Source organism: Luteibacter sp. 9135 (genome assembly GCF_000745005.1).
GTDB lineage: Bacteria > Pseudomonadota > Gammaproteobacteria > Xanthomonadales > Rhodanobacteraceae > Luteibacter.
This window is the reverse complement of sequence record NZ_JQNB01000001.1, coordinates 345,059-369,859: the sequence shown is the minus strand read 5'-3', so window position 1 is coordinate 369,859 and position 24,801 is coordinate 345,059. Positions and strand designations below refer to the sequence as shown.

Below are 24,801 nucleotides of genomic sequence, written 5' to 3'. Positions count from 1 at the left end.
GCATGGGCCGGCTATCTTTGCTACGTTCGATCCGTTTGTCACGATCCAAACGATCGCGACCGCTCGTCAAGCGTTCATCCGAGGGGAACCATCCATGCCGAACTCCGCCCGCCTGCGTCGCGGCCTGCTCGCCGCCGCCCTGGGCCTTGCCCTGCCGATTCTGACATCCGCCGCCGCCGCCGACCGACCGACCAGCGCCTTTGCGGCGGTCGATCCGATGATCGGCACCGGCGGCGACGGTCATACCTTTCCGGGCGCCACGGTGCCCTTCGGCATGATCCAGCTGTCCCCCGACACGGCGATGCCGGACGTCAAGCACGCCTACAAATGGGCCGCCGGTTACCAGTACGGCGACACGAGCATCCTCGGTTTCTCCCATACGCATTTCTCCGGCAGCGGCCATTCCGACCTGGGCGATGTCCTCGTCATGCCCGTTGCCGGTGACGTGAAGCTGGACCCGGGCTCCCCCGACAAGCCCGGCAGCGGCTATCGCTCGCGTTTCGACCATACGACCGAACGCGCCGAGGCAGGGTACTACGCCGTTACGCTGGCCGACTACGGCGTACGTGCGGAACTGACGGCCGGTGCGCGGGTCGGCTGGCACCGCTACACCTTTCCGGCGGGCAAGCCGGCGCACCTGCTGCTGGACCTGCGGCCCAGCATTTACGATTACGACGGCAAGGTACTCTGGTCGTCGCTGCGCGTGCGTGCGGACGGTACGGTCACCGGCGGTCGCACCACGCGGGGCTGGGCGCCCGGCCGCCAGCTGTATTTCGCCATGCGTTTCAACCAGCCGATGACCTCCCGTGCGTTGAAGAACCGTGAGGAGGCGATCGCCTACCGCGGCTTCAGTGGGCCGGGCAACCGTGCCGACGACACCGACGGCATCAGCGGTCGTGCGCTGGAGGGCGTGTTCGATTTCGGCAAGCTGGGCAAGCCGCTGGTGGTGAAGGTCGCCGTGTCCTCGGTCAGCGAGGACAACGCGGTGGCCAACCTGGACGCCGATGGCCAGGGCTTCGACTTCGACGCGCGTCGCGCCGAGGCTCGTGGGGCCTGGGAAAAGGTGTTGTCGACGGTGGACGTGCAGGCCCCGGTGGACACTCGACGGATGTTCTACACCGCGCTGTACCACGCGATGATCTCCCCCAGCCTGTCGATGGACGTCAACGGGCAGTACCGTGGGCCCGACAACCAGGTGCACACCGCCAAGGGTTTCGAGTTCTATTCCACATGGTCGCTGTGGGACGTGTACCGCGCACAGCAGCCGCTGGTGACGTTGCTGCGCCCCGACATGAGCAGCCAGTTCGTCAATTCGCTGATCGCGGCGCGCGAGGCTAGTCCCTTCGGTATCCTGCCGATCTGGGCGTACCAGGGCATGGAAACCTGGTGCATGGTCGGCTACCACGCCGTGCCGGTTATCGCCGATGCCTATGTGAAAGGTATCCGCGGGTTCGATGCCGACAAGGCGCTGGAGGCGATGGTGGCCAGTGCCACGTACGGCCCCTACGGCGGCCTGGACGATTACATGAAACTCGGCTACGTGCCGATCGACCGGCAGCCCGAGGCCGCCTCCAAGACCGTCGAGTACGCGTTCGACGACTGGTCGCTGGCCGGCATGGCCAAGGCGATGGGCAAGGACGATGTCGCCGCGACCTTCATGAAGCGTGCCGGCAACTGGAAGAACAGCTTCGACACGCGTACCGGCTTCCTTCGTGCGCGCAAGAGCGACGGCGCCTTCCGCGAACCGTTCGATCCGTCGTCGGCCGCCTATGGCAGCGATTACACCGAGGGCAACGCGTGGCAGTATTCCTGGTACGTGCCGCAGGACGTTGCCGGACTGATCACGGCCCTGGGCGGAACGGATGCCTTCGTCAAGAAGCTGGATTCGGTATTCGATGCCAAGGTGGACCCCAAGTCGTTCGCCCACGTCGAGGACATCACCGGCCTGATCGGCTGGTATGCGCATGGCAACGAGCCCAGCCATCAGGTGGCCTACCTGTACGACTACGCGGGCCAACCCTGGAAGACGCAGGAGCGGCTGGTCCAGATCATGAAGACGCAGTACAGCCCGACGCCCACCGGCCTGGTCGGCAACGACGACCTGGGCCAGATGTCCGCCTGGTACATCTTCAGCTCGCTGGGCTTCTATCCGGTGGCCCCGGGCAGCAACGAGTACGTGATCGGGCGGCCGTTCGTGGAGAAGGCCACGCTGAACCTGCCCGGCGGCAAGCGGTTCACGGTGTCGGCCGACCGGCTCGACGCCGCGCATCCCTATATCGGCGGGGTGACGCTCAACGGCAAGCCGCTGGACCGCACCTTCATCCGTCACGAGGACATCGTGGCCGGGGGCGCGCTGCACTTCACCATGCAGGCGGAGCCGGCAAAAGGCTGGGGCCAGCAGCCGGGCTCGGCGCCTTACTCGATGACCGGAGCGGCTCCCTGAGCCCACCCTCGGCAGGGCTCACGGAACCTTCACGGCTTTTTGGGCATTAAGCACGCCTTTCATCCAACGGGTGCGTCACTTATCCCGCCGATGCCGGAACGGCACATGGCGGGAAGGGGCGCACCCGTTATCGCGTCCCCAGGGTGTGTCCTTGCGTCACCAGCGAATCGAAGTACCCAGCGTCTATAATCCATGTCCTTCAGGGGCAGGATTCGTCGCGGGGAACACGACAGCATGATCGTAAGGATGGGGGCGCGCTGGCGTATCGCGAGTCTGCTCACGGCGGTGCTCGTCATCGTGGCCTTGCCATACGTGGTCAATCGGTCCAGTGCGGATGCCGCCCTGTCCACCCGCGACTGGGTGACGCATACGGCCGAGATCAAGGCCGGCGTCTACCGTGTCGACGCCATCCTGCGCGGCAGCGAGGCGGCGGCGTACACCCTGCTGGCGGGCGCGCCGGCCGACCCCCAACTGGAAGAGCGGCTGGCCGCGAACCGCAAGCTGGTCCCCGGTCTCATCGGCGACCTGCGCCGGATGATGTCCGACAATCCGCAGCAACTCACGCGCCTGGGCGGCCTGGAAGCGATGGCGAACAGCCGGGCGACCCTTTGCGAGCGGGCGATGGACCGGCTCAGGGCGGGCGATCGCGAAGGCGCATTCAAGGCCATGGAGGACATACGCGTCCTCTTTCCCATTCGCCAGACGGTGATCGACCTGCTGGCGGAGGAATCCACGCTGCTGGAACAGCGTCGCGCGCAGGCCCTGGATTCGGCATCGGACAACCGCACGGTGCTACTGATCGCCTCGCTGGCGCAGATCGCGCTGCTGGCGATCGTGGTGGTGGTGTCCGAGCGACAGATCGCGATCCGCCTGAAAGCGGAGGTGCAGGCGTCCGACGCCGTGAATCGCTCGCAACTGATCGTGCAGGCCGTGCGCGAGCCTATCGCCATGCTGGACGCTTCGCTGCGTACGTTGCTGGTCAATACGGCGTTCGCCGAGCTGTACGGTTTCGACCGTGAGCGTGACAGCAAGCTGCCGATCAACGAGATCGGCGAAGGCGCATGGAGCGACACGTCGCTGTTGCAGCGCCTCAGCGACGTGGTGGCGCGCGACCGCGAACTGTGGGATTACGAACTCACCCAGCGCACCGTGGACGGCATCGACCGCTTCGTGGTGATCAATGCACGCCGTATCGAAGAGTCGGACAACGATGCGCCGGCGGTCTTGCTGACCGTCAGCGACATCACGGCGCGAGCGCTGGTCGAGCAGAAGGTCAGCGAGCTCAATCGCCAGCTCGAGGGCAAGGTGGAGCAGATCTCCGACGTCAATCGCGAGCTGGAGGCCTTCAGCTATTCCGTCTCGCACGACCTGCGTGCGCCGCTGCGGCACATCGCCGGCTTCGCCGGCAAGCTGGAAGCGCACCTGGCCGACCGTTCCGACGACCGGGTCAGGCACTACATCGACGTCATTACCCATTCCTCCCGCCGCATGGCGCAGCTGATCGACGACCTGCTGGTGTTCTCCCGCCTGGGCCGCGGCGCGTTGCGGCTGCAGGCGGTGGATATGCAGTCGCTGGTGGAAGAGGCGCGCGCCCTGGTTGAAACCGAGGTACGCGACCGCCAGATCGAGTGGCGGATCGCTCCCCTGCCCATCGTCGTCGGCGACGAGAACATGTTGCGCACCGTCTGGCAGAACTTGCTGGGTAACGCGGTCAAGTACACCGCCAACCGCGAGAAAGCGATCGTCGAGGTTACCCTCGAGCGCAGCGCGGCAGGCGATTACGAGTTTGCCGTGCGCGACAACGGCGCCGGCTTCGACATGCAGTACGCAAGCAAGCTGTTCGGTGTCTTCCAGCGCCTGCACCGCGCCTCGGAGTTCCCGGGTAACGGTATCGGCCTGGCCAACGTGCGCCGCATCATCGCGAGACACGGCGGGCGGACCTGGGCCGAGGGCGAGACGGACCGCGGTGCGACGTTCCACTTCTCATTGCCGGCTTCCGATAGTGCGGACGCCCACACAGGTGACACATGATCGACGCCAAGGCCAAGCTGCATACGATCCTCATCGTCGAAGATTCCATGGCCGATGCGGAAATGGCGATGGACGCCCTGAGGGAGGCAAAGCTGGCCAATCCCGTGGTGCACGTGGAAGACGGCGTGGACTGCCTCGACTGGCTGCATCGCCGGGGCCCCTACGCGACGCGTGACCCGGGCGATCCGGCGGTGATCCTGCTGGACATCAAAATGCCGCGCAAGGATGGCCTGGAAGTCCTCAAGGAGCTGCGAACGGAAGAGCGGTGGCGCCGCCTGCCGGTGGTGATCCTTTCCTCGTCGCGCGAAGAGAGCGACCTGGCCCGCAGCTGGGACCTTGGCGTGAACGCCTACGTGCTCAAGCCGGTCGACGTGCAGCAGTTCTTCACCGCCGTGCAGACGCTCGGCCACTTCTGGGCGGTGCTGAACCAGCGCCCGGACGGCGATTGAGCCAGGAGCCGGGCGACTGATATGGGTGGGCAGGACCAGAACCGGAAAGTGCGCATCCTCCAGGTGGAGGATAACGAGCTCGATGCGGAGCTCATTCAGGCCGAGCTGGAGCAGGACGGGCTCGACTACGAGGTGTTGCTCGTCGACGACGAGGCGGCGTTCCTCGCGGGCCTCGACGGGTTCGACCCGCATATCGTGCTGTCCGACCTCAGCCTGCCCACCTTCAGCGGTGAGCGGGCCTTGCAGCTGCTGCGCGAACGCAATACCGCCATACCCTTCATCTTCATTTCCGCCACCTTGGGTGAGGAAGCCGCCATCGAGGCGCTGCGCAACGGCGCCACGGATTACATCCTCAAGCACAACACGGCGCGACTGGCGTCCGCCGTAAGGCGTGCCCTGCGCGAAGCGGAAGAGCAGCGCGGTCGCGCCCGTGCGGAGCAGGAACTGATCCGCGCGCAGCGCTTCGAGAGCCTGGCCCTGCTGGCAGGCGGCCTCAGCCACGACCTGCGCAACCTGCTGCAGCCGCTGCTGCTGGCCGGCGATACGCTGGAAGACTACGCCGACGATCCGCGCCTCGCCCGCCTGGGCACGCTGGTGCGTGACTGCGGCCGCCGTGGCCTGGAGATGGTGTCGTCGATGCTGTCGTTCGCGCGCGGCGCGCGGCGCGCGGAACAGGTGCGCCTGGGCGCCCTGCTGGATGCCTTGAAATTGCTGTTGCAGGGCAGCGTGCCGCGAACCGTCAACATGACGATCGAGGTATACGACGCGGATGTCACCTTCGAGGGCAACCACACCGAGCTGCAGCAGTGTCTGCTCAACCTCAGCCTCAACGCTTTCCAGGCCATGCCTGCCGGCGGCACGCTGCGTATCGAGACCACGCAGGCGAGCCTGGCGGACGATTTCTTCCTGGAAGGCGAGCAGCCGCACCCGGGCCGTTACCTGCGCCTGTCCGTGATCGATACGGGACTGGGTATGCCGCCGGACGTCCTGTCGCGCCTGTTCGAGCCGTTCTTCACCACCAAGGAGACCGGCACGGGCCTCGGCCTGCTCTCGTGCAAGCGCATCGTCGCCAGCCATGGCGGCCTCATGCGCGTGCGCAGCGTGGTGGGCGAAGGCACGCAGTTCCACCTCTACCTGCCGCTCAACAGCGAAGACGAGGACGCCGCTCCGGCCTCCATCATGGATGCGTCGCTCCAGGGCGAGGCCGAGCGCGTGCTCGTGGTGGTCGAGGAAGCCGTGCAGCTGTCGCTGCTGGTCGACACGCTGGATGCGTACGGCTACCAGGCAGGCGCCAGCCAGAGTGGCACGGCCGCGCTGCAATGGATCGAGGCCCACGGCGTGCCGGACCTCGTGGTGATGGACGCCGACATGAACCTGTTCACCGGCGTGCGTACGCTGGCTGCGTTGCTCGAACATGGCTACAGCCGTGCGGTGCTGTTGCTGGCCCGGCCGGACGCCCCGCCCAACCTCGACGAACTGCCGCAACTGGATCACCTCTACGTGCTGCACAAGCCGATCCAGTCGCGCGCGCTGCTGCGCAAGGTGCGCGAGGCGCTGGAGGCGAGCGAGGGCAAGGCCGGCTGATCCCTTTCGGGTCGCCTGGCGGAATGCCTGCATTTTTCAGAATCCTTCCATATCGATGGAAGGGGTATCCGACTAAAGTCTTCCCGACACGTGTCTGCGCTGCCGCAGGCCGCCACGGCTTCGGGAAGTGCGATGTTCTGGGATATGCAAAAGGAAGCCGACGCCATCGTGCGTCGCATGACGATCGCCACGCGCCTCGTCGGCTTCATCGTCGCGAGCCTGGCGCACCTCATGGCATCGCTGTCGCTCCTGCTCTGGCAGACCTCCTGCCTCTACCCGCGATGCGTGCAGGGCCTGACGTTCGACCTCGTGCGCGGGGTCATGCAGGTGCCGCTGTTCATCACGCCCTGGCTGCGGCTGCCGTCACCCGATGAGGATTTCCACCGCGGCTGGGCGCTGTTCGGCTGCCTGATCCTCAACGCCGTGGTGGCGGCGATCGTCTACGGCAGCCTGACCGTGGCGGCGCGCCGTGGCTACGCCTGGTGGCGCATCAATCGATCCCGAGCTTCTTCAGCTTGTAGCGCAAGGCGCGGAACGTGATGCCCAGCTTCTTGGCGGTGGCGGTCTTGTTGTACCGCGATTCTTCCAGCGCCTTGATGATGGTGTCGCGCTCGATGTTGGAAATGAAATCTTCCAGTGAGCCATCGGCGCCGCCGGCCGAGAGTCCGCTGGCCGGCGGGGGAACCACGCCGCCCAAGGCGACATCCGCACCGGAAGGTGAGGGTGCCGCCGTACGCTGCGGCAGCATCAGGTCCTCCGCCTCGATGGCGTCGCCTTCGCACATGGCCATGGCGCGCTCGAGGATGTTCTCCAGTTCGCGCACGTTGCCCGGGAACTGGTAGGCCTCCAGCGCGGCCAGCGCTTCGGGTTGCAGCCGGCCGGGTGCGCCGCCACCGGATTCCACGGCGAGCTGGCGCAGGACGAACTCGGCCAGTTTGGGCACGTCGCCGCGGCGTTCGCGCAACGGCGGTACGCGCAGTTCGATCACGTTGATGCGATAGAACAGGTCCTGGCGAAACAGGCCTTGCTCGACCAGCAGGGCCAGGTTCTTGTGCGTGGCCGAAAGGATGCGCACGTCCACGGGGATCTCGTCACGGCCGCCGATGGGGCGCACGGCTTTTTCCTGGATCGCCCGCAGCAGCTTCACCTGCATGTGCAGGGGCAGTTCGGCCACCTCGTCGAGGAACAGCGTGCCGCCCTGCGCTGCCTGGAACAGGCCCTCCTTGTCGGCATGGGCGCCGGTGAAGCTGCCCTTGCGGTGGCCGAAGAACTCGCTTTCCATCAGTTCCGACGGAATGGCGCCGCAGTTCACGGGCACGAAGGAGCCGGCCGCACGCGGCCCCAGCTCATGGATCAGCCGGGCGACCAGTTCCTTGCCCACGCCCGATTCGCCGCCGATGTACACCGGCGCCTGGTTGCGCGCCAGCTTGACGATCTTGCCGCGCACTTCGGTCATGACCGGCGAATCGCCGATCAGGCGGTCGGCACCGGGTGCGCCCTTGGCGCCGCTCTCGGTCCGGCGCTCCTCGGACAGGCGCAGGGCCGTGCGGACGAGGCGGCGCAGGAGGTGGATATCCACCGGCTTTGACACGAAGTCGAACGCACCCGCCTTGAGGGCGGTCACCGCCGCATCGACGTTGCCGTAGGCGGTGATCATCGCCACCGGCATGTCCGGATGGTTGGCGGCGATCAGCTCGATGATCTCCTGGCCGCTGCCGTCGGGCAGACGCATGTCGGTAAAGCACAGGTCGTAGCGACGGGACGCCAGGGCGCTGCGTGCTTCGGTGACGCTCCCCACGGCGTCGACGTCGAGCTCCATGCGCCCAAGGGTGATGGTCAGCAACTCACGGATGTCGCGTTCGTCGTCGATGACCAGTATGGACTGCTTGCTCATGGGTTCCGAAAGGTTCGGTGATGACAGCCAATGTAACCGTCCCGGCGTCCCGCGCAAAGGGCGCCGTTCACGCCCTCGCGGCCAGGGGCACCGACGCCGCCGTGCGGGCGGGCGGCGTGAGGCTGATCCGGAAGCAGCTGCCGCCGCCTGCCACGCGCACGTATTCCAGGGCGGCCTGATTGGCCTCGGTCATCTGCCGGGCCAGATAGAGACCCAGGCCCGTGCCGTATTCGTGCGTGGTGAAGAACGGCTCGAAGATCTGCGCGGCCACCTTCGGCGGAATGCCCGGACCCCGGTCGATCACCTCGAGGATGGGAATGCCGGCCTCCGAGTGACGGGCCACCAGCATGACGCGGGCGGGCTCACCCGGCATGCGCCCGTAGCGCAGGGCGTTCTGGACCAGGTTCCAGATCACCTGTTGCAGGTGCTGGGGGTCCGCGACGGCGGCCACGGGCTCGCTGCCCGAGACGGCGCGCAGGATGTCCGCGCCCAGATCGTTGCCCAGGCGGTACTCGGTAACGAAGTGGTGCACCCACTGGCTCAGGTCCAGGGTTTCCGGGCGCGAGCGCTCGCGGCGGGACAACTGCAGGATGTTCTCAATGATCTCGTTGAGCCGCGAGCAATGGTTGTTGATGATCTCGACCATCCGCAGGTCGGTATCGTTCATGTCGGTGGATTCGGCCAGCAACTGGGCTGAGTAGTGGATCGCCGCCAGCGGGTTGCGGATCTCGTGGGCGATCGACGCGGACAGGCGCCCCAGCGAGCTGAGGGTCAGCTCCTCGGCGCGCCGTGACACCAGCGAGGTGTCGTCGAGGAAGATGAGGACATGGGAGTCGTCGTTGGGCGCCAGCCGGGAGAACCGGGGGATCACCTCGGGAGTGCCGTCGGCCAGCATGGTCGCGCTCTCGTCCAGCTTGCCGGACGTGCGCCAGTGGTAAAGCCGCCGCGACAGTTCCGGCGCCAGGCTGCCCAGGTCGCGCTGTTCGGCCGACGGGTTGCCCATCAGCATCCACGCGGACTCGTTGAGCTGGTGGATACGGTTGCCTTCGTCGACCAGCAGCACGCCGGTCTTCATGCGCCGGATGATCAGCTCGTTCACCTGGGACAGGTTGGCCAGGTCAATGCCGCGCTGCTCGGCCAGGGCCTCCGACGCGCGGATATTGCGGCCCAGCATGTAGCACAGCGAAGCGCAGGCGAAGTAGGCCGCGCCGAACAACCCGTATTCCACCAATTCGCGGTCGCTGGCGGTGGGTTCGTCCAGGTCGAACAGGCAGTGGCCCAGCATGGCCAGGGTGGCCAGCGCCGCGAAGAACATCGACAGCCGGAAGGGCAGCAGCAGGGCCCCGGTGGCCATGTTGACCGCCAGCATCATGGCCACGCCCATGCGCACGTCGTGCATGAGGATCAGGGCGAACAGGGCGGCGGCGATGTCCAGCGTCAGACCGATGGAGACGATCAGGACGGGGCGGTGCAGGGAAATCCGGGTGCGCGAGACCATGACCAGGGCGGCCAGCAGGTAGGCCAGGGCGAGCAGCCGGGCAGCCAGGGGCTCCGGCAGGGCCGGCCAGTTCATGTGCTCGGGGCGGAACGCCAGCGCGGTGTAGACCGCGGCCTGACCCAGCCGGAAGTAGTTGAAAAAGAACAGTTCGTGGCGGGCCGTGTTTTGTACGGCGCGCGAGCTGGAGGCGCTGGTCGGCGCGGGCGTGGACACGTGGATGGTTCTCCGCCGGTGGCCCCCCGGGGCCTCGATGAGGGCCAGTATAGGCGGGGCGGCGGGCGCGGCAACACACCATTCCTGCAGCCCAGGCCGGCCATCCCGGGCCAATGTCGCGGCGCCCCTTTCCATCCGGGGCGCCTTCCGGGAAAATACGCGGCCGTATTGCGTCATTCTGGCGTGATCGATCGAAGCATCCCCCACTCCCGTGCAGGCCGCTCCTGGCCCGCATGCATTCACACGCTTCTCCCGTTCGCTCGAGGTATCGAATGAATTTCCACGAGTACCAGGCTAAAGAACTGTTCGCCAAGTACGGCATCGCCGTGCCGCCGGGCAAGGTTGCCAACTCTCCCGATGCCGCTGTCGACGCCGCCAAGCACCTTGGTGGCTCGCAGTGGATGGTCAAGGCCCAGATCCATGCCGGTGGCCGCGGCAAGGCCGGTGGCGTCAAGTTCTGCCGCAGCCTCGATGCCGTCCGCGATGCCGCCAAGGGCATGCTCGGTACCAATATGGAAACCTACCAGTCCGCCGGCCGTGCGCTGCCGGTGAACCTGGTGCTGGTGACCGACGCGACCGACATCGCGAAGGAACTCTACCTCTCGATCCTCACCGATCGTGACACCAAGTCGATCTCGTTCATCGCCTCCAAGCATGGCGGCGTCGACATCGAGCAGGTGGCCGCCGAGACCCCGGAAGACATCCACACCTTCCAGGTGGATTTCGTCGAAGGCCTGCAGCCGTACCAGTGCCGCGACCTCGGGTTCAAGATGGACCTGAACCCGAAGCAGGTCGGCCAGCTGGTCAAGATCATGCTGGGCCTCTACAAGCTGTTCAATGAGAAAGATCTGGCCCTGGTCGAGCTCAACCCGCTCGCCATCCTCGAGGACGGCAACCTCGCCGCGCTCGACGGCAAGGTCAACTCGGACGACAACGCCGAGTTCCGTCACGCCGATCTGGCCGCCATGCGCGACCTCACGCAGGAAGACGCCGCCGAAGCGGCCGCCGTCCAGCACAACCTCAACTACGTCACGATGGACGGCACGATCGGCTGCATGGTCAACGGCGCCGGTCTGGCCATGGCCACGATGGACGTGATCAAGCTGGCGGGCGGTGAGCCGGCCAACTTCCTCGACGTCGGCGGCGGCGCCACCAAGGAGCGCGTCTCCGAGGCGTTCAAGCTCATCCTCTCGTCCGACAAGGTCAAGGCCATCCTGGTCAACATCTTCGGCGGCATCGTGCGTTGCGACCTGATCGCCGAAGGCATCATCGCAGCCGTGAAGGAAGTGGGTCTGCAGATTCCGGTGATCGTGCGCCTGCAGGGCACGAACGTCGATGAAGGTCGCAAGCTCCTGGCCAACTCGGGCCTGGCGATCACGCCAGCCGACGATCTTAACGATGCGGCCCAGAAGGCCGTGGCCGCAGCGGCCTGAGGAGCATATTCAAATGAGCGTCCTGATCAACAAGAACACCAAGGTCCTCGTCCAGGGTTTCACCGGACAGCAGGGCACCTTCCACGCCGAACAGGCGATTGCCTACGGAACCAAGGTCGTCGGCGGTGTCACGCCGGGCAAGGGTGGTTCCGAGCACATCAACCTGCCGGTCTTCAACACGGTGCGTGACGCGGTCGACCAGACCGGCGCCGACGCGTCGGTGATTTTCGTGCCGCCGCCGTTCGCGGCCGACTCGATCCTCGAAGCCATCGCCGGTGGCATCAAGATCATCGTCACGATCACCGAAGGCATTCCGGTGCTCGACATGATGCGCGTCAAGAACGTGCTGAAGTCGCACCCGGACGTCGTGCTGGTCGGTCCGAACTGCCCCGGCGTCATCACCCCGGGTGAGTGCAAGATCGGCATCATGCCGGGCCACATCCACAAGCCGGGCAAGGTCGGTATCGTCTCGCGCTCGGGCACCCTCACGTACGAAGCGGTGTTCCAGACCACGAACGAAGGCCTGGGCCAGTCCACCTGCATCGGCATCGGCGGCGACCCGATCAATGGCCTCAACTTCATCGACTGCCTGAAGCTGTTCCAGGACGACCCGCAGACCGAAGGCATCATCATGGTTGGCGAAATCGGTGGCAGCGCGGAAGAAGATGCGGCCGAGTTCATCAGCCAGTACGTCAAGAAGCCGGTGGTGTCGTTCATCGCCGGTGCCTCGGCGCCTCCGGGCAAGCGCATGGGCCATGCCGGTGCGATCATCTCCGGCGGCAAGGGCACGGCGGAAGCCAAGTTCGCCGCGCTCGAGAAGGCAGGCGTGACCACGGTCAAGTCGCCGGCCGACCTCGGCAAGACCCTCGCGGGTCTGATGAAGTAAGACACGTCGCTCGCCTAGGCGAGTGTCGGAAAAAGCCGCGGCCTCCGGGTCGCGGTTTTTTTTTGAGAAATCGTCGCCCCGTAGGAGCGCACGCACGTGCGCGAACCCTCGACCTTCCGCCACCGAATGAAGCGATGCACAGCATCGGACCCCGCGTTTCCTACACCCGGACGTTCCATACCCTGCGTCCGACTTCATCCACAACCTGTGTGGACATCGACGGCATAACCATGTGCATAACTCCGAATCCGCTTTTAGTAACAGCCACTTGAGTTGCACTGATTAGTTAGTGACCAGTTAGCCTCGACTTCGTAAAGCTTTATCCACAGCGGATGTGGATACTGCCTGCATAACCATGTGGATAAGTCACTTTTTGCCTTGGGTAGCGTTCACTTGCGTTCTGTTGGTCACTCTGTGACCAGTTACAGCGCAGGTAGATTCCACACATCATGAAGTCGTCCGTACTCCGCACGCGGCAACAAAACGAATACCGGCTTCTTCTTCGGATCGAGCCAGCCGAGCAGGCGTTTCATCGCTTCGTCGGTCATCGCCGTACAGCCCGCGGTGGGCGATGTCGGTGATTTCCACAGGTGCGCGAAGATGCAGCTGCCCGCCCCTTTGCGACCCGCGGCGTTGTGCTCGATGACGAAGCCGATCCGATACGCGTGGTCACCGTTGAAGTGCAGGTCGCGGCGCATGGGCTCGGTCGCGCCGGCGACCGCCTCTTCGCCCACCTTCGTCTCGTCGACCAACTGGTTGTAGTAAGGCGAACTGCCGACGTCCACGCAATAGTCCGAGGCGGTCAGGCCGCGGTACGGCAGGGCCGTGGTGTTGCTTTCGGCGTAACCGAACGCTTCGCCGATGCGGAAGATACCGGCCGGGCTGCGACCGTCGCCTTCGACCTTGACCGGGCCCTCGGTCGGTGCCGGATGCAAGCCGATACCCCAGGCGCTGCCGTGCTTGCCGATAGTGACGGACACCGGCGTGCCGAGCGCATGCCAACCGCCGGCATCGCGCTCGTAGCTGCGCAGCGTGCCATGGTCGGTGTTCCAGTCATCCGTGGTCACGACGATCATCTGCCGCGAAACGGACCAGGCCACCGGCGCCTCGAAGGCGCTCGCGCCTGCGGCCAGCGAGACGAGGACGCCAACGAAGAGGGCGAAAAAGAAACGAGGCATACGTTCACCTTGATAAGGGCACGGACTCAGAAGGGTTCGAGGCCACGGACGGCGCGGATACCCAGGCCGGGCATATCCGAGAGGGTGATCCGCGATTCATCGAAATGCACGCCGCCGTCCACGGGGTCGAACGCGCACAGCGACGGGCCGTCCAGGTCTACGCGGGTGATGATCTGCGATCGCGCGGCAGCCACGTGCGCCGCGGCAGCCACACTGACGCTGCTTTCCAGCATGCAGCCCATCATGCACGGCACGCCGTGCATCCCGGCAAGGTCGGCGATGCGCAGGGCGTTGGCGACACCGCCGGCCTTCATGAGCTTGATATTGATGATGTCCGCCGCACCCCGGCGGATCACTTCGAGTGCTTCGTGCGGACCGAAGGCGCTTTCATCGGCCATGATCGGCGTCTCCACATGACGGGTGACGTAGCCGAGGCCATCGAGGTCGCTCGCCTTCACCGGTTGTTCGACGAGGTCCATCGGTACACCGGCGTCTTCCAGTCGCCGTATCGCTTGTACGGCCTGTTTGGCCGTCCAGCCCTGGTTGGCGTCAAGGCGCAGAAGCGCGCGGTCGCCTACCGCGGCGTGGATGGCCCTGACCCGCGCGACATCGTCATCGGTGTCTTTGCCGATCTTGATCTTCAGCGCGGCGTAGCCGCGCGCCAGCGCATCGAGGGCGTCGTCGACCATGGTGTCGATCGCGTTGACGCTGATGGTGAGGTTGGTGGTCAGTTGCGTGCATCCGCCACCGAGCAGGCGGTAGAGCGGCGCGCCGTGGTGCTGGGCCCACAGGTCGTGCAGCGCGATGTCCACCGCGGCTTTCGCACTGTGGTTGCCGGCCATCGACGTCTGGATCAGCCCCGCGACGCGGTGGAGGTCGGCGATGTCCTCGCCGATGAGTCGCGGAGCGATGTGTTGCGTGATCGCTGCCGTGATCGAGCCGAGGGTCTCGCCGGTGATGGCAGCCGTCGGGGGTGCCTCGCCGTAGCCGATCCGGCCATCGTCGGCCTGCAGCGTGACCACGACGTCCTCGACACTGTCCACCTCGCGCAAGGCTGTCCGGAACGGCGTGCGCAACGGTACGCGGAGCAGGGCGACGTGGCATGCGACGATCTTCATGGCTACCTCAACGGATGCGTACGATGCTGGTCATGCGATCGAGGAAGCTCGTGCGCTCGTCGAACATCAGCGGCAGCAGCGGCGTCACGGCCACTTCGTTGAGCTTGATGCGGCGCAGGCTGCCATCGGCCTGGCGCAGGCCGATGCCGCCCACGTCGTGGATGACGTACGGTTTTCCATCGACCTTGCCGATCACCATCATCACATGGCCCGGGATGTAGACGAGATCGCCGACATCGAGCGCCATGGCGGCCGCCAGGCGTGCCTCGTGGGTGTCCTTGTCGGTGTACACGGTGTGCGCGAGGCCCGGGCTGGATGCCTGGTCGCCGGTGTTGCGCGGCATCTGCACGCCCATGCTGCGGTAAACGTCGGAAACGAAGCCGCTGCAATCACGCCCGTCGAAGTCGTGCCCCCATCCGTAGCGCTCGCCGAGGAAACGGAAGGCCTGGCGGATGATGTTCGCCCGGGTCAGGGGGAGGTAGTCGGCGGCCGATGGCTGGTTGCGCTGGAGCAGGGCGGGGCGGAACGACAGCTGGCCCCGCGCATCGCGTACCGGCAGGCTGAGTACCCATGACGTGTAGGGGTGCTGCCCATTGACGGGCTGGTCCGGCGGCTGCGAGGTATCCAGCGGCACGCGCGTGCCCATGTCGAGCGGCAGGGCCGACAGCGCCGGCGCCTCCGGTGTGAAAACGGTGCGCGGCGTGGCGCCGGTGATGACGCGATAGGGCGTGGCATCCGCATGCCCGAATACCTGTGCCGCGCTGCCGTAGGCAATGCCGTCGGCGGGCGTCCACGCGGCGTAGCGCGTGCTGATCGCGAACACCCAGGCCCCGTCCGCGCTCGCGTGCACCACCACGACCGGATCGCCGGGAAACAGCGTGCTTTCCTGGAAGCGGTCGATATCGGTATCGCCGGGCCGGCTGAATACGCGCAGCGCCGTTGCATGGCTGCGCAACGGCGTGCGGCGCACGGCCATGCCGTAACGCGGCGTCACGTCGTCGGGCACCGCATCCGACGCGTCGTTGGCCAGGACGGCTTCCAGGGCCGGGCGGGGCAGGGGCTGGCCGTCCGTGCCGAACAAGGGTGACGTGGGACGCTTCGACACCTTAGCCAGCAGCGCCGCCACCTGCGCGTGCGTGAGCGTGGCCGGCAGGTGTCGAAGGTCGTGCATCGACGGATCGACGCGCAGCAGCGTCCGGTTCAGCGCATCGATGGCCGCGCGATCGAGCACGACACCGTCGGCGTCCGGCAGGCGCGACACCCAGTAGTCCGCCGAAAGCTGCGCGTCGAGCACACCGGGGATGGCCGTGGCGCCGCTGGCCGGCGGCTCGTTCGCCGCGGCGGTACGATCGGCGGCAGGGCACGCACCACTGGAGGCCATGACGATGGCGACGGCGAGCAGGGCATGGCGGAACAGGGGCATGCGTGGCATTCCGGTCAGGCGGCGAGTCGGGACAGCACGGCGGCGACGACGAGGCCGAAGCCGGTGCCAAGGATATAGCCCAGCAGGGCCAGCAGGATGCCGACCGGCACGAGCGAGCGGGCATAGGTGGCCGCCAGCACCGGCGTGGCGGCGACCCCGCCGATGTGGGCCAGCGAGGCGATGCCGCACAGGTACAGGTCGAAACGAAACAGCCGTGCGGCCATGACCAGCAGGACGGCATGCAGGGCGATCACCGTGACCCCGCACAGCAGGTACACCGGCGCGGCGGCGATGCCGGCAAAGCTGCCCTGCGAGGCGAGCACGGCGACGACGCAGACCAGCATCGCGCTGGATACCGCCTGGGCACCGGGCAGGCGTGCCAGTGGGGTCTGCGCCAGCACCAGTCCGGCGAGCGTGGCGAGCAGGATCGTCCAGGTCGTGCCCGAGACCATGCCGCCGACGGGAAGCCGCGCGCCGGCGGCGGAGGCCAGCGTGGCCGCCAGCAACGCGATGCCCAGCCACAGCAGCACGCCTTCCGTCGTCGCGGGTGGCCGCGGTGCGCTGTCCGCGATCGCCAGGTCGGCCAGGTCGGCGCTCGAGGTGGCCCGGGTCCATCGATTGAAGACGGGCGCCAGGCGCGCGACCGAGAACAGCACTACCACCCACATCGAGTAACACAGCGCGTCGGTCAGCAGCGCCGTGGCCAGCGAAGTGTCCGACATGCCGATGGCCTGCTTGACCGCGATCAGGTTGGCGGTGCCGCCGACCCAACTGCCGGACAGGGCGGCCAGCGGTTTCCAGCCATCGCCCGGCAACCAGTGACGGTAGAGCAGGAAGGCGAGGATGAAGGCGATGAAGAGGCTGATCGAGGTGCAGGCAAAGACGCCGAGCACGCGAGGCCCCAGGCGGATGATCGCCCGCACATCGCAGCCGATCATCAGCAGGAAGATCAGGGCCGGGACCAGCTGCGTCACGATGGCCGACTGCGCGGCGCGTATCTCGGCCGAGGCGGACCACACGCCGGCCACCGACAGCGCTGTGACGCTGAGATAGGTAAGCACGATGGGCGGCAGGATGTCGAAGACCTTCCCGCCATGGCGTCGCTCGATCGCGGGCCACACGCCCGCGACGAGAAACATGACGGCCAGGTAGGGCCACACCGTTGAAATCATGCACTGCTCCCTCGGCGAACCCTCATGATGTCAGCAATCGTGGGGCGCGGCAGCATGGCAGCATGGCAGTATGTCCGCATGACGAGACGATCGATGCCCCTTCCGCTGTTGGCGCTGACCCTGGGCGCGTTTCCCGCCATCGCGGGAACGCCGCCCTTGTCCCATTCGCGCACCGCTGCCGAGGCCGGCCTCGTCGACGTGAGCCACCAGGTGCCCGATATCGCCGAGGACATGAAGTACGCCGGCAGCGACAACTTTACCGGCGCGCCTGTGCCGGGCTATCTCGCGCCGGTCTGCCTCCTGCGCACCGCGGCGGCGGAGGCGCTGGCCCGGGTAGAGGCCACGCTGCGCCCGCAGGGTTATCGCCTGCGCCTGTGGGACTGCTATCGCCCGGCACGCGCCGTGGCGGCCTTCGTGCGCTGGGCGGGTCGGCCGGACGACCCGACGTCCAAGGCGTTGCATTACCCGAACCTCGCCAAGGCACAGTTGCTGGGCGAATACATCGCGCCGGTGTCCGGCCACAGCCGTGGCGCGACGGTCGACCTCACGCTGATGCAGTGCACCGGCACGCGGTGCACGCCGCTCGACATGGGCACGGACTTCGACTATTTCGATCCGATGGCGCATACGGACGATCCGCGCGTGACGACGATGCAGCGCGAGAACCGGCAACGCCTGGTCCAGGCCATGGCGGCACAGGGCTTCGTCAACTATCCGCAGGAATGGTGGCACTTCACGTTGCCCGCTGCCGCGGAGGGGACGGTCGTCTATGACGTATCGGTGAGGTGACGCCGCGCGGTTACGGCGATGCCTCACCGGTGGCTTATCATAGACAGTCCCCGCGGCCGTACGGATCTGCCATGTCCACCTTTCGCTTCGCCCTGGCCCAGTTCGATTTTCCGGTCGGCGCCACCGCCGACAACGCGCGGCGGGTCAAGGCGCTGGCCGATGAAGCACGCGACCGCCTCGGCGCCTCGCTGATCGCCTTCCCCGAGCTGACCCTTTCCGGCTACCCGCCGGAGGACCTGCTGCAGCGGCCCAGCTTCCTCGAAGCCTGCCAGCGCGAACTGCATGCGCTGGCGCCGACGATCCGCGGTATCTCCGCCGTGGTCGGCTACCCGGATGCGCAGGGCGAGGTCTACAACGCCGCCTCGCTGATCCGCGAAGGCGAGCGCGAGTGGACGTACCACAAGCAGGCCCTGCCCAATTACACGGTGTTCGACGAGAAACGCTATTTCCGCCATGGCGGCGACACGCGGGTGTTCGCGATGGAGGGCGTGCAGGTCGGCATGCTGATCTGCGAGGACATCTGGGAGGCCGAGCCGGCGCGCCGGGTGGCCGAAGCGGGCGCGGAGCTGATCCTGGTGATCAATGCCTCGCCGTGGGACAAGCGCCAGGCCGCCACGCGCGAGGCCCTGCTACGCGATCGCGCCCGCGAGACCGGCCTGCCGATCGCCTACGTCAACCTGGTCGGCGGGCAGGACGACCTGCTGTTCGACGGGCATTCGCTGCTGGTCCAGGCCGATGGCGAGATCGCCGCGCGCGCGCCCTCGTTCGAAGAACTGTTGCTGGCCGTGGACTACGACACCGACACGCGGCGCCTTACCGCGGTCGACTGGCCGGCGCCGGACACGCGGTCGCCGGAGGCGCTGATGTATGCGGGCATCGTCCGCGGCATCCGCGACTACATCGGCAAGAACCATTTCTCCGGCGTGTTGCTGGGTTTGTCCGGCGGCATCGATTCCGCGCTGACCCTTGCCATGGCGGTGGATGCCCTGGGCAAGGACAAGGTCACGGCCATCATGATGCCCACGGAGTACACCTCCGACCTGTCGCTGCGCGAAGCCAAGGCCCAGGCCGAGCACATGGGCGTCGAATACCACGTGCTGCCCATCGAGGGCATCTACGGTGCGCTGACCGATACGCTGGCGCCGGTGTTCGCCGGCCGGGCCCCTGATATCACGGAAGAAAACCTGCAGTCGCGCACACGCGGCGTGCTGCTGATGGCGATGTCCAACAAGACCGGCCGGCTGTTGCTATCCACGGGCAACAAAAGTGAGATGGCTGTGGGCTACGCCACCCTGTACGGCGACATGTGCGGTGCGTACGCGCCGCTGAAGGACGTCTACAAGACCGTGGTCTACGCCCTCTCGCGCTGGCGCGCCAACGTCGACGGCGCCATTCCCGCCGCCGTGATCGAGCGACCGCCCTCGGCCGAACTGCGCCACGAGCAGACCGACCAGGATTCCCTGCCGCCGTACGACGAGCTGGATGCGATCCTCGAACGGTTCATCGAAGGCGAGGCCTCGGCCGAGGACATCATTGCCGCCGGCCACGACGATGCCACGGTGCGCCGGGTGATCCGCATGGTATTCGTCAACGAGTTCAAGCGCCGCCAGGCCGCCCCCGGCCCCCGCGTCACCACCAAGGCCTTCGGCCGCGAGCGCCGCTACCCCATCACCTCCGGCTGGCGGTGACCGGCGGCGTGTCCTGAAACGAAAAACGCCGGCCCTGGGCCGGCGTTTTTCATGGCGCCCCGGGTCGACCCCGGGGGACAGGCCTCAATGGTGACCCGAGAACGGGATCGCCTTGCGCCAGATCGACGGATGGTGCGGCCAGTTCGGGTCCGTGAGGTACGGGTGGTCCGGGTAGTTCAGGGCCAGCACCTTGCGGGTCTGCTCTGCCAGCGGCTGGCGATCCAGGGCCAGGTAGCTGCGGGTCAGGATGGCCAGGGCGTCGGCCGTCTCGGGCGACTGCTGGTAGTGCTCCACCACGTACTGCGAGCGGTCGGCCGCGGCGATATAGGCCTTGGTGCGCAGGTAGTACTCGGCCACGTTGACCTCGAACCGGGCCAGCTGGTTGCGGAGGAAGATCATCCGCTGGCGGGCGTCGGTCGCGTAGGCGCTGTTGGGATAACGGCGCGTCAGCTGGCTGAAATCGTCGAAGGCGGTGAGGTTGAAGCCCTGGTCGCGCCGGGTCGAACCCGAGTTGTCGCGCTGCAGGTAACGCTCGATCACGCCGCCGGTGCGATCGAAATTGATCAGACCGCGCAAGTAATAGGCATAATCTGCATGCTTGTGGGTCGGGAACGTCTTGATGAAGCGGTTGATCGTCGAGTAAGCGTCGTCCGGCTTGTTGTCTTTGTACTGCGCGTAAGCCAGTTCGATCTGCGACTGTTCGTTGATGTCACCCGAGGGGAAACGAGCGATCAGTCGCTGGTAGGCCTTCTCGGCCGCGGAATAGTCGGAGTGCTCCAGCGAATTGTGGGCATTGGCATAAAGCCGGTCGACCGGCATCGTGTCGATCGTCTCCTTCTTGCTGCGGAACATCGAGCAGGCGCTCATCGACAGGGCGAGGACGAGCAGAATGGTGATCTTGGTTGCACGCATTGAGAGAGTTCGGATGCTTAAGCGAATGGGCATGATAGCCGAAACCGGCCTTCGGCCGGGCGGGTCGTTATGACGACGGTCCGGCACGAGGCCACCATAGCGGTAACGGCCGCTGGACGGCGTTTCGACCAGACCGTGGCCGAGATGTTCCCCGATTATTCCCGATCCCGCCTCACCGGGTGGATCAAGGAGGGCAAACTGTTGCTGGACGGGGCCCCGGCGGCTCCCCGGCACCTCGTCCGCGGCGGTGAAAGGGTGCTGCTGGAGGCCGAGCTGGAGACGGAAGTCCACGCCCAGCCGGAAGACATCGCCCTGGATATCCGCTACGAGGACGACGACCTGCTGGTGCTGGACAAGCCCATGGGCCTGGTCGTCCACCCCGGGGCGGGCAATCCGGCAGGCACCTTGCTCAACGCGCTGCTGCACCACGCCCCGGCCCTGGCCGAACTGCCCCGTGGTGGCATCGTCCACCGCCTGGATAAGGACACGGCGGGCCTGATGGTGGTCGCCAAGTCGCTTCCGGCCCATACGGGACTGGTGGCGATGCTGTCGCGGCACGACGTGCGCCGCCAGTACGAGGCCGTGGTGCTGGGCACCATGGTGGCCGGCGGCACGGTGGACCAGCCGATCGGCCGTCACCAGCACGATCGCCTGAAGCAGGGCGTTCGCGACGTGGAAGACGGCGGCAAGGAGGCGGTCACCCATTACCGGGTCCGCGAGCGCTTCCGCTCGCACAGCGTCCTGCAATGCAACCTGGAAACGGGACGCACCCACCAGATCCGCGTACACATGGCGCATATCGGCCATCCGCTGGTCGGCGACCAGCTCTATGGCAATGGCCTGCGCCTGCCGCGAGGGGCCAGCCAGGAACTGATCGACGCACTGCGCGGCTTCCGGCGCCAGGCGCTCCACGCGGAGAAGCTGGCCTTCGAGCATCCGGTCACGGGCGCGTCGCTGGAGTTCGATTCCCCGCGTCCCGCCGACCAGGACGCCCTGATCGCGTCGCTGCGGGCCGATACCCAGTTGCACCCCATCGAGGACTGAGCATGCCGCGCAGTTGGATTCGCCCCGAGTGGACGGTGCCCGACACGATCGATGCGACGGTGGCGACCCGGCACGGGCCTGGCGTGTCCAGCGGGGCCTATGCCAGGTTCAATCTGGGCCTGCGCTCCGGCGACGCCGTTGACGCGGTGCGGGCCAATCGCGCCGCACTCGTCCCCGCGCTGGGTCTGCCGGAGGCGCCGCTGTGGCTGCGCCAGGTACACGGCACGCAGGTGGCGGAGGTGGTCCCCGCCGATGGCGACGAGCCCGAGGCAGACGCCGCTGTGGCGCGTGGACCGGGGCGGGTGCTTGCCATTCTTACCGCCGACTGCCTGCCCGTGCTGTTCGCCTCGGCCGATGGCGAGACGATCGGTGCCGCCCATGCGGGTTGGCGTGGCCTGGCGGCGGGGGTGCTCGCGCGGACCGTGGAGCACATGGCGGCTTCGGGCGTCCAGGCGTGGCTGGGGCCGGCCATCGGCATGGCCTCGTATGAAGTGGGTGAGGAGGTCAGGGCGGCGTTCGTCGATGCTCATGCGGACGCTGCGGCGGCGTTCGTCGCAACACGGCCCGGTCATTGGCTGTGCGACCTCTACGCGCTGGCCCGATTGAAGCTGGCCGCCGTTGGCGTGGAACGGATATCGGGCGGCGGTTTCGACACGTTCCGCGACGACAGGTTGTATTCCTATCGCCGCGATGGCGCGGCCAGCGGGCGTTTCGCCACGCTTATCTGGACGCGTTGAGGGCGCCTCAGCCCGGCGAGGCGGTCATCGGCGCGTGGACGTAGATCTCGGGCTTCACCTTGGGTGGTTCCATCAGGGCGTGCAGGAACGCGTTGCGCCAGGTGGTGATGTCGTTACGCTCGAGTACGTCCATCATCGACTGCCAGCGCATCCGGCGTTCCTTGAGCGGCATCTCCAGTGCCCGCTTCAGCGCCTCGGACACCTCGTCCAGGTCCGACGGGTTCACCAGCAATGCGGCGTCCAGCTCCTGGGCTGCGCCCGCGAAGCGCGACAGCACCAGCACGCCGGGGTCCTGCGGATCCTGGCAGGCCACGTATTCCTTGGCCACCAGGTTCATGCCGTCGCGCAGGGGTGTCACCAGGCCGACCTTGGCGACCCGGAAGTAGCCGGCCAGTACCTTGTGTCCGAACGACTTGTTGACGTACCGGATGGGTACCCAGTCCGGCTCGGCGTACTGCCCGTTGATGTGCCCGGCGCTGCGTTCCAGCTCGCGCCGCAGCGAACGGTATTCCGGCACGTCGGAGCGCGAGGGCGGGGCGATCTGCAGCAGGGACACGCGTCCGCGCATGTCCTTCTGGTCGCGCAGCAGGCGCGCGAAGCCTTCGAAGCGTTCGGGCAGGCCCTTGGAATAATCCAGGCGGTCCACGCCGATGATGAGCTGGCGGTCGTCGATGCTGGCCCGCAGCTTGGCCACGGCGCCACTGTCTTCGGCCCGGTGGGCCAGCTCCACCGCCTCGGCGGTGTCGATGCTGATCGGAAACACGCCGGCGCGGAAGATACGCCCGTTGGCGGCGCGGATGCGTCCACCCGTGCGCATCGCCGCGCCCAGTTCGTGCAGGAAATAATCCTCCAGCGCGCGCAGGTCGCGCTGCGTGTGCAGGCCGACGAGGTCGTACGAGGCGAAGGATTCCAGCAGTTCGCGGTGGCGCGGCAGCGTGATCAGTAGACCCGCGGCCGGCAGCGGCGTGTGCAGGAAGAAACCGATCCGGTTCTCCACGCCCAGTTCGCGCAGCATCGAAGCCAGCGGGATCAGGTGGTAGTCGTGCACCCAGATGACGTCGTCTTTCTTGATCAGCTTCGACACGCGCTTGGCAAAAGCGCGGTTCACCCGGAAATAGCCTTCGAGATGGTCGCGTCGGTAATCGACCAGGTCACCCCGGTAATGAAACAACGGCCACAGGGCGCGATTGGCGAATCCGCTGTAGTAGTCGTCGTGGTCCTGTTTCGACATGTCGATGGTGGCGTATTCGATATGCCCGTCGCTGACCTCGTGCAACTCCTTGCCCGTCTCGGCGGCGATGTTGCCGCTCCAGCCGAACCACAGGCCACCCATTTCCTGCAGTGCCGCGTTCATGGCCGAGGCGAGGCCGCCGGTCTGCGTCTGCTTGGGCAGCGCCACGCGGTTGGATATGACGACTAGTCGGCTCATTGTGACCTTGCGGCTCCCTGCGTCAGTCGGGCTTTCACGGAATCGAGCCAATGGTGGACATCGGCTGGGCTAGACAATGTGAAAGCGGCCTGTGATGGGGCTCGCGAACCGATCCGGATGGACACCCCGCCCTGCGCATTGACCACCGCGAACGCATGTTCATCGGTCAGGTCGTCGCCGAGATACACCGGCCGGCGGCCGGCGAACGGCGCGGAAGCCAGGAAGGCCGCCACGGCGACGCCCTTGTCCATGCCGCGCGGTTTGAACTCGAACACGTAACTGCCGGGCTGCAACTCGAAACCCGGAAAGCGCGCGGCGATCTCCGGGGCACGCCGGGCCAGTTCGGCCTCGTGTTCAGGGCGCTCGCGGCAATGCAGCGCGACGGACCAGCTCTTGTCCTCCACCCTCACCCCGGGCATGTCGGCGGCCACGGCGTGCACCGTCTGGCGCAGTCGGGCCAGTTCCGCCTCGTCCACCGGAACCGTGGTCAGCCGGCCCGCACCGTCGCGGCGCTCCAGGCCGTGCTGGCCCGCCGCGGCCCAGTCGGGCCGATCGAAGATGGCGTCCAGCCCGGCGATGGCGCGACCGCTGACCAGGGCCAGCGCACCGTCCAGTCGATCGCGCAGCGTGTCCAGCGTGTCCAGGAGTCCGTCGGCCACCGCCACCGCGTCCGGATCGTCGGCAAAGGCCAGCAAGGTGCCGTCGGCGTCGAGGAAAAGGGCGCTGCCGGTGTCGATCAGGTCGACGGGCGGAGGGGGCAAGGTGTCGCGGGCGGCTGTCACGGCGTCTCCATGGGGCGGCGGTTCGCCGAGCATGCCGGCCGGGGTGTGAAAAAAGTGCTGCGCACGGCCCGTTGAAGGGTCGTACGATCACCCGCATG

At 66.7% G+C, this 24,801-nt stretch carries 20 protein-coding genes; 11 read left to right on the top strand and 9 right to left on the bottom strand.

Going from position 1 to position 24,801, the window contains the following annotated elements; all coding sequences use genetic code 11:
• The first annotated feature begins 94 nt into the window (after positions 1-94).
• From FA89_RS01705 to FA89_RS01685, 5 genes are all read left to right on the top strand, one after another.
• Positions 95-2,443, top strand: a complete 2,349-nt coding sequence (locus tag FA89_RS01705) for a GH92 family glycosyl hydrolase (RefSeq protein ID WP_036137575.1) — start codon at positions 95-97, stop codon at positions 2,441-2,443.
• Between the two features lie 234 nt (positions 2,444-2,677).
• Entirely contained in the window at positions 2,678-4,474 is a 1,797-nt protein-coding gene (locus tag FA89_RS01700; RefSeq protein ID WP_036137572.1) for a sensor histidine kinase, read from the top strand.
• On the top strand, positions 4,471-4,923 hold the full coding sequence (locus FA89_RS01695) for a response regulator (protein WP_036137569.1): 453 nt from the start codon (positions 4,471-4,473) through the stop codon (positions 4,921-4,923). Before FA89_RS01700 ends, FA89_RS01695 begins: the two co-directional genes overlap by 4 nt.
• Before the next feature lie 21 nt (positions 4,924-4,944).
• The gene (locus FA89_RS01690) at positions 4,945-6,507 is read left to right on the top strand and encodes an ATP-binding response regulator (protein WP_036137567.1); all 1,563 of its coding nucleotides are present in this window, start codon (positions 4,945-4,947) and stop codon (positions 6,505-6,507) included.
• A 90-nt stretch (positions 6,508-6,597) separates the two neighbouring features.
• A complete protein-coding gene (locus FA89_RS01685) occupies positions 6,598-7,047 on the top strand; it encodes a hypothetical protein (protein ID WP_185754194.1) in 450 nt (149 codons plus the stop codon).
• On the opposite strand, the gene FA89_RS01680 is transcribed toward FA89_RS01685, so the two are convergent.
• Both FA89_RS01680 and FA89_RS01675 read right to left on the bottom strand, forming a co-directional pair.
• Positions 6,998-8,401 (bottom strand): sigma-54-dependent transcriptional regulator, encoded by a 1,404-nt coding sequence (locus FA89_RS01680; RefSeq protein WP_036137563.1) that lies wholly within the window; start codon positions 8,399-8,401, stop codon positions 6,998-7,000. The genes FA89_RS01685 and FA89_RS01680 overlap by 50 nt on opposite strands.
• 67 nt (positions 8,402-8,468) lie before the next feature.
• Positions 8,469-10,112 carry a sensor histidine kinase gene (locus FA89_RS01675; RefSeq protein WP_036137560.1) on the bottom strand — a complete coding sequence of 548 codons (1,644 nt, stop codon included), beginning with the start codon at positions 10,110-10,112 and terminating at the stop codon, positions 8,469-8,471.
• A 272-nt stretch (positions 10,113-10,384) separates the two neighbouring features.
• On the opposite strand from FA89_RS01675, the gene sucC reads away from it, so the two are divergent.
• Together sucC and sucD are read left to right on the top strand one after the other, a co-directional pair.
• Positions 10,385-11,545 (top strand): ADP-forming succinate--CoA ligase subunit beta, encoded by a 1,161-nt coding sequence (gene sucC, locus FA89_RS01670; RefSeq protein ID WP_036137557.1) that lies wholly within the window; start codon positions 10,385-10,387, stop codon positions 11,543-11,545.
• 13 nt (positions 11,546-11,558) lie between these two features.
• Positions 11,559-12,431, top strand: a complete 873-nt coding sequence (gene sucD / locus FA89_RS01665) for a succinate--CoA ligase subunit alpha (RefSeq protein WP_036137555.1) — start codon at positions 11,559-11,561, stop codon at positions 12,429-12,431.
• A 422-nt stretch (positions 12,432-12,853) separates the two neighbouring features.
• On the opposite strand, the gene FA89_RS01660 is transcribed toward sucD, so the two are convergent.
• Genes FA89_RS01660 through FA89_RS01645 form a run of 4 tightly spaced genes read right to left on the bottom strand, consistent with a single transcriptional unit; the run spans position 12,854 to position 17,322 of the window.
• The gene (locus tag FA89_RS01660) at positions 12,854-13,609 is read right to left on the bottom strand and encodes a L,D-transpeptidase family protein (protein WP_036137552.1); all 756 of its coding nucleotides are present in this window, start codon (positions 13,607-13,609) and stop codon (positions 12,854-12,856) included.
• A 26-nt stretch (positions 13,610-13,635) separates the two neighbouring features.
• Entirely contained in the window at positions 13,636-14,727 is a 1,092-nt protein-coding gene (locus FA89_RS01655; protein ID WP_036137549.1) for a dipeptide epimerase, read from the bottom strand.
• Between the two features lie 7 nt (positions 14,728-14,734).
• Positions 14,735-16,150 (bottom strand): SH3 domain-containing protein, encoded by a 1,416-nt coding sequence (locus tag FA89_RS01650; protein WP_036137547.1) that lies wholly within the window; start codon positions 16,148-16,150, stop codon positions 14,735-14,737.
• Between the two features lie 14 nt (positions 16,151-16,164).
• On the bottom strand, positions 16,165-17,322 hold the full coding sequence (locus FA89_RS01645) for a DUF819 family protein (RefSeq protein ID WP_036137545.1): 1,158 nt from the start codon (positions 17,320-17,322) through the stop codon (positions 16,165-16,167).
• Positions 17,323-17,415: 93 nt separating this feature from the next.
• Between FA89_RS01645 and FA89_RS01640 the strand changes: the two genes are divergently transcribed.
• Both FA89_RS01640 and FA89_RS01635 read left to right on the top strand, forming a co-directional pair.
• Entirely contained in the window at positions 17,416-18,111 is a 696-nt protein-coding gene (locus FA89_RS01640) for a M15 family metallopeptidase (protein ID WP_036137544.1), read from the top strand.
• 71 nt (positions 18,112-18,182) lie between these two features.
• Complete coding sequence (locus FA89_RS01635; RefSeq protein WP_036137541.1) at positions 18,183-19,799, top strand: NAD+ synthase; 1,617 nt, start codon at positions 18,183-18,185, stop codon at positions 19,797-19,799.
• A gap of 84 nt (positions 19,800-19,883) precedes the next feature.
• Here FA89_RS01635 and FA89_RS01630 read toward each other — a convergent pair whose 3' ends face one another.
• Positions 19,884-20,711, bottom strand: a complete 828-nt coding sequence (locus FA89_RS01630) for an outer membrane protein assembly factor BamD (protein WP_036137538.1) — start codon at positions 20,709-20,711, stop codon at positions 19,884-19,886.
• Between the two features lie 69 nt (positions 20,712-20,780).
• Between FA89_RS01630 and rluD the strand changes: the two genes are divergently transcribed.
• Positions 20,781-21,755, top strand: coding sequence for a 23S rRNA pseudouridine(1911/1915/1917) synthase RluD (gene rluD, locus FA89_RS01625; protein ID WP_036137535.1), 975 nt, complete (start codon positions 20,781-20,783; stop codon positions 21,753-21,755).
• Between the two features lie 2 nt (positions 21,756-21,757).
• The gene (pgeF, locus tag FA89_RS01620) at positions 21,758-22,492 is read left to right on the top strand and encodes a peptidoglycan editing factor PgeF (protein ID WP_036137532.1); all 735 of its coding nucleotides are present in this window, start codon (positions 21,758-21,760) and stop codon (positions 22,490-22,492) included.
• A 7-nt stretch (positions 22,493-22,499) separates the two neighbouring features.
• On the opposite strand, the gene otsA is transcribed toward pgeF, so the two are convergent.
• Together otsA and otsB are read right to left on the bottom strand one after the other, a co-directional pair.
• Positions 22,500-23,921 (bottom strand): alpha,alpha-trehalose-phosphate synthase (UDP-forming), encoded by a 1,422-nt coding sequence (gene otsA / locus FA89_RS01615; RefSeq protein WP_036137530.1) that lies wholly within the window; start codon positions 23,919-23,921, stop codon positions 22,500-22,502.
• Positions 23,918-24,703 carry a trehalose-phosphatase gene (gene otsB / locus FA89_RS01610; RefSeq protein ID WP_036137527.1) on the bottom strand — a complete coding sequence of 262 codons (786 nt, stop codon included), beginning with the start codon at positions 24,701-24,703 and terminating at the stop codon, positions 23,918-23,920. The genes otsA and otsB overlap by 4 nt, the downstream gene beginning before the upstream one ends.
• Positions 24,704-24,801 lie beyond the last annotated feature (98 nt).

Coding starts and splice junctions, on each gene's coding strand:
- FA89_RS01705 (WP_036137575.1), top strand. CDS start 95: ATGCCGAACTCCGCCCGCCTGCGTCGCGGCCTGCTCGCCGCCGCCCTG.
- FA89_RS01700 (WP_036137572.1), top strand. CDS start 2,678: ATGATCGTAAGGATGGGGGCGCGCTGGCGTATCGCGAGTCTGCTCACG.
- FA89_RS01695 (WP_036137569.1), top strand. CDS start 4,471: ATGATCGACGCCAAGGCCAAGCTGCATACGATCCTCATCGTCGAAGAT.
- FA89_RS01690 (WP_036137567.1), top strand. CDS start 4,945: ATGGGTGGGCAGGACCAGAACCGGAAAGTGCGCATCCTCCAGGTGGAG.
- FA89_RS01680 (WP_036137563.1), bottom strand. CDS start 8,401: ATGAGCAAGCAGTCCATACTGGTCATCGACGACGAACGCGACATCCGT.
- sucC (WP_036137557.1), top strand. CDS start 10,385: ATGAATTTCCACGAGTACCAGGCTAAAGAACTGTTCGCCAAGTACGGC.
- sucD (WP_036137555.1), top strand. CDS start 11,559: ATGAGCGTCCTGATCAACAAGAACACCAAGGTCCTCGTCCAGGGTTTC.
- FA89_RS01660 (WP_036137552.1), bottom strand. CDS start 13,609: ATGCCTCGTTTCTTTTTCGCCCTCTTCGTTGGCGTCCTCGTCTCGCTG.
- FA89_RS01655 (WP_036137549.1), bottom strand. CDS start 14,727: ATGAAGATCGTCGCATGCCACGTCGCCCTGCTCCGCGTACCGTTGCGC.
- FA89_RS01650 (WP_036137547.1), bottom strand. CDS start 16,150: ATGCCCCTGTTCCGCCATGCCCTGCTCGCCGTCGCCATCGTCATGGCC.
- FA89_RS01645 (WP_036137545.1), bottom strand. CDS start 17,322: ATGATTTCAACGGTGTGGCCCTACCTGGCCGTCATGTTTCTCGTCGCG.
- FA89_RS01640 (WP_036137544.1), top strand. CDS start 17,416: ATGCCCCTTCCGCTGTTGGCGCTGACCCTGGGCGCGTTTCCCGCCATC.
- FA89_RS01635 (WP_036137541.1), top strand. CDS start 18,183: ATGTCCACCTTTCGCTTCGCCCTGGCCCAGTTCGATTTTCCGGTCGGC.
- FA89_RS01630 (WP_036137538.1), bottom strand. CDS start 20,711: ATGCGTGCAACCAAGATCACCATTCTGCTCGTCCTCGCCCTGTCGATG.
- rluD (WP_036137535.1), top strand. CDS start 20,781: ATGACGACGGTCCGGCACGAGGCCACCATAGCGGTAACGGCCGCTGGA.
- pgeF (WP_036137532.1), top strand. CDS start 21,758: ATGCCGCGCAGTTGGATTCGCCCCGAGTGGACGGTGCCCGACACGATC.
- otsA (WP_036137530.1), bottom strand. CDS start 23,921: ATGAGCCGACTAGTCGTCATATCCAACCGCGTGGCGCTGCCCAAGCAG.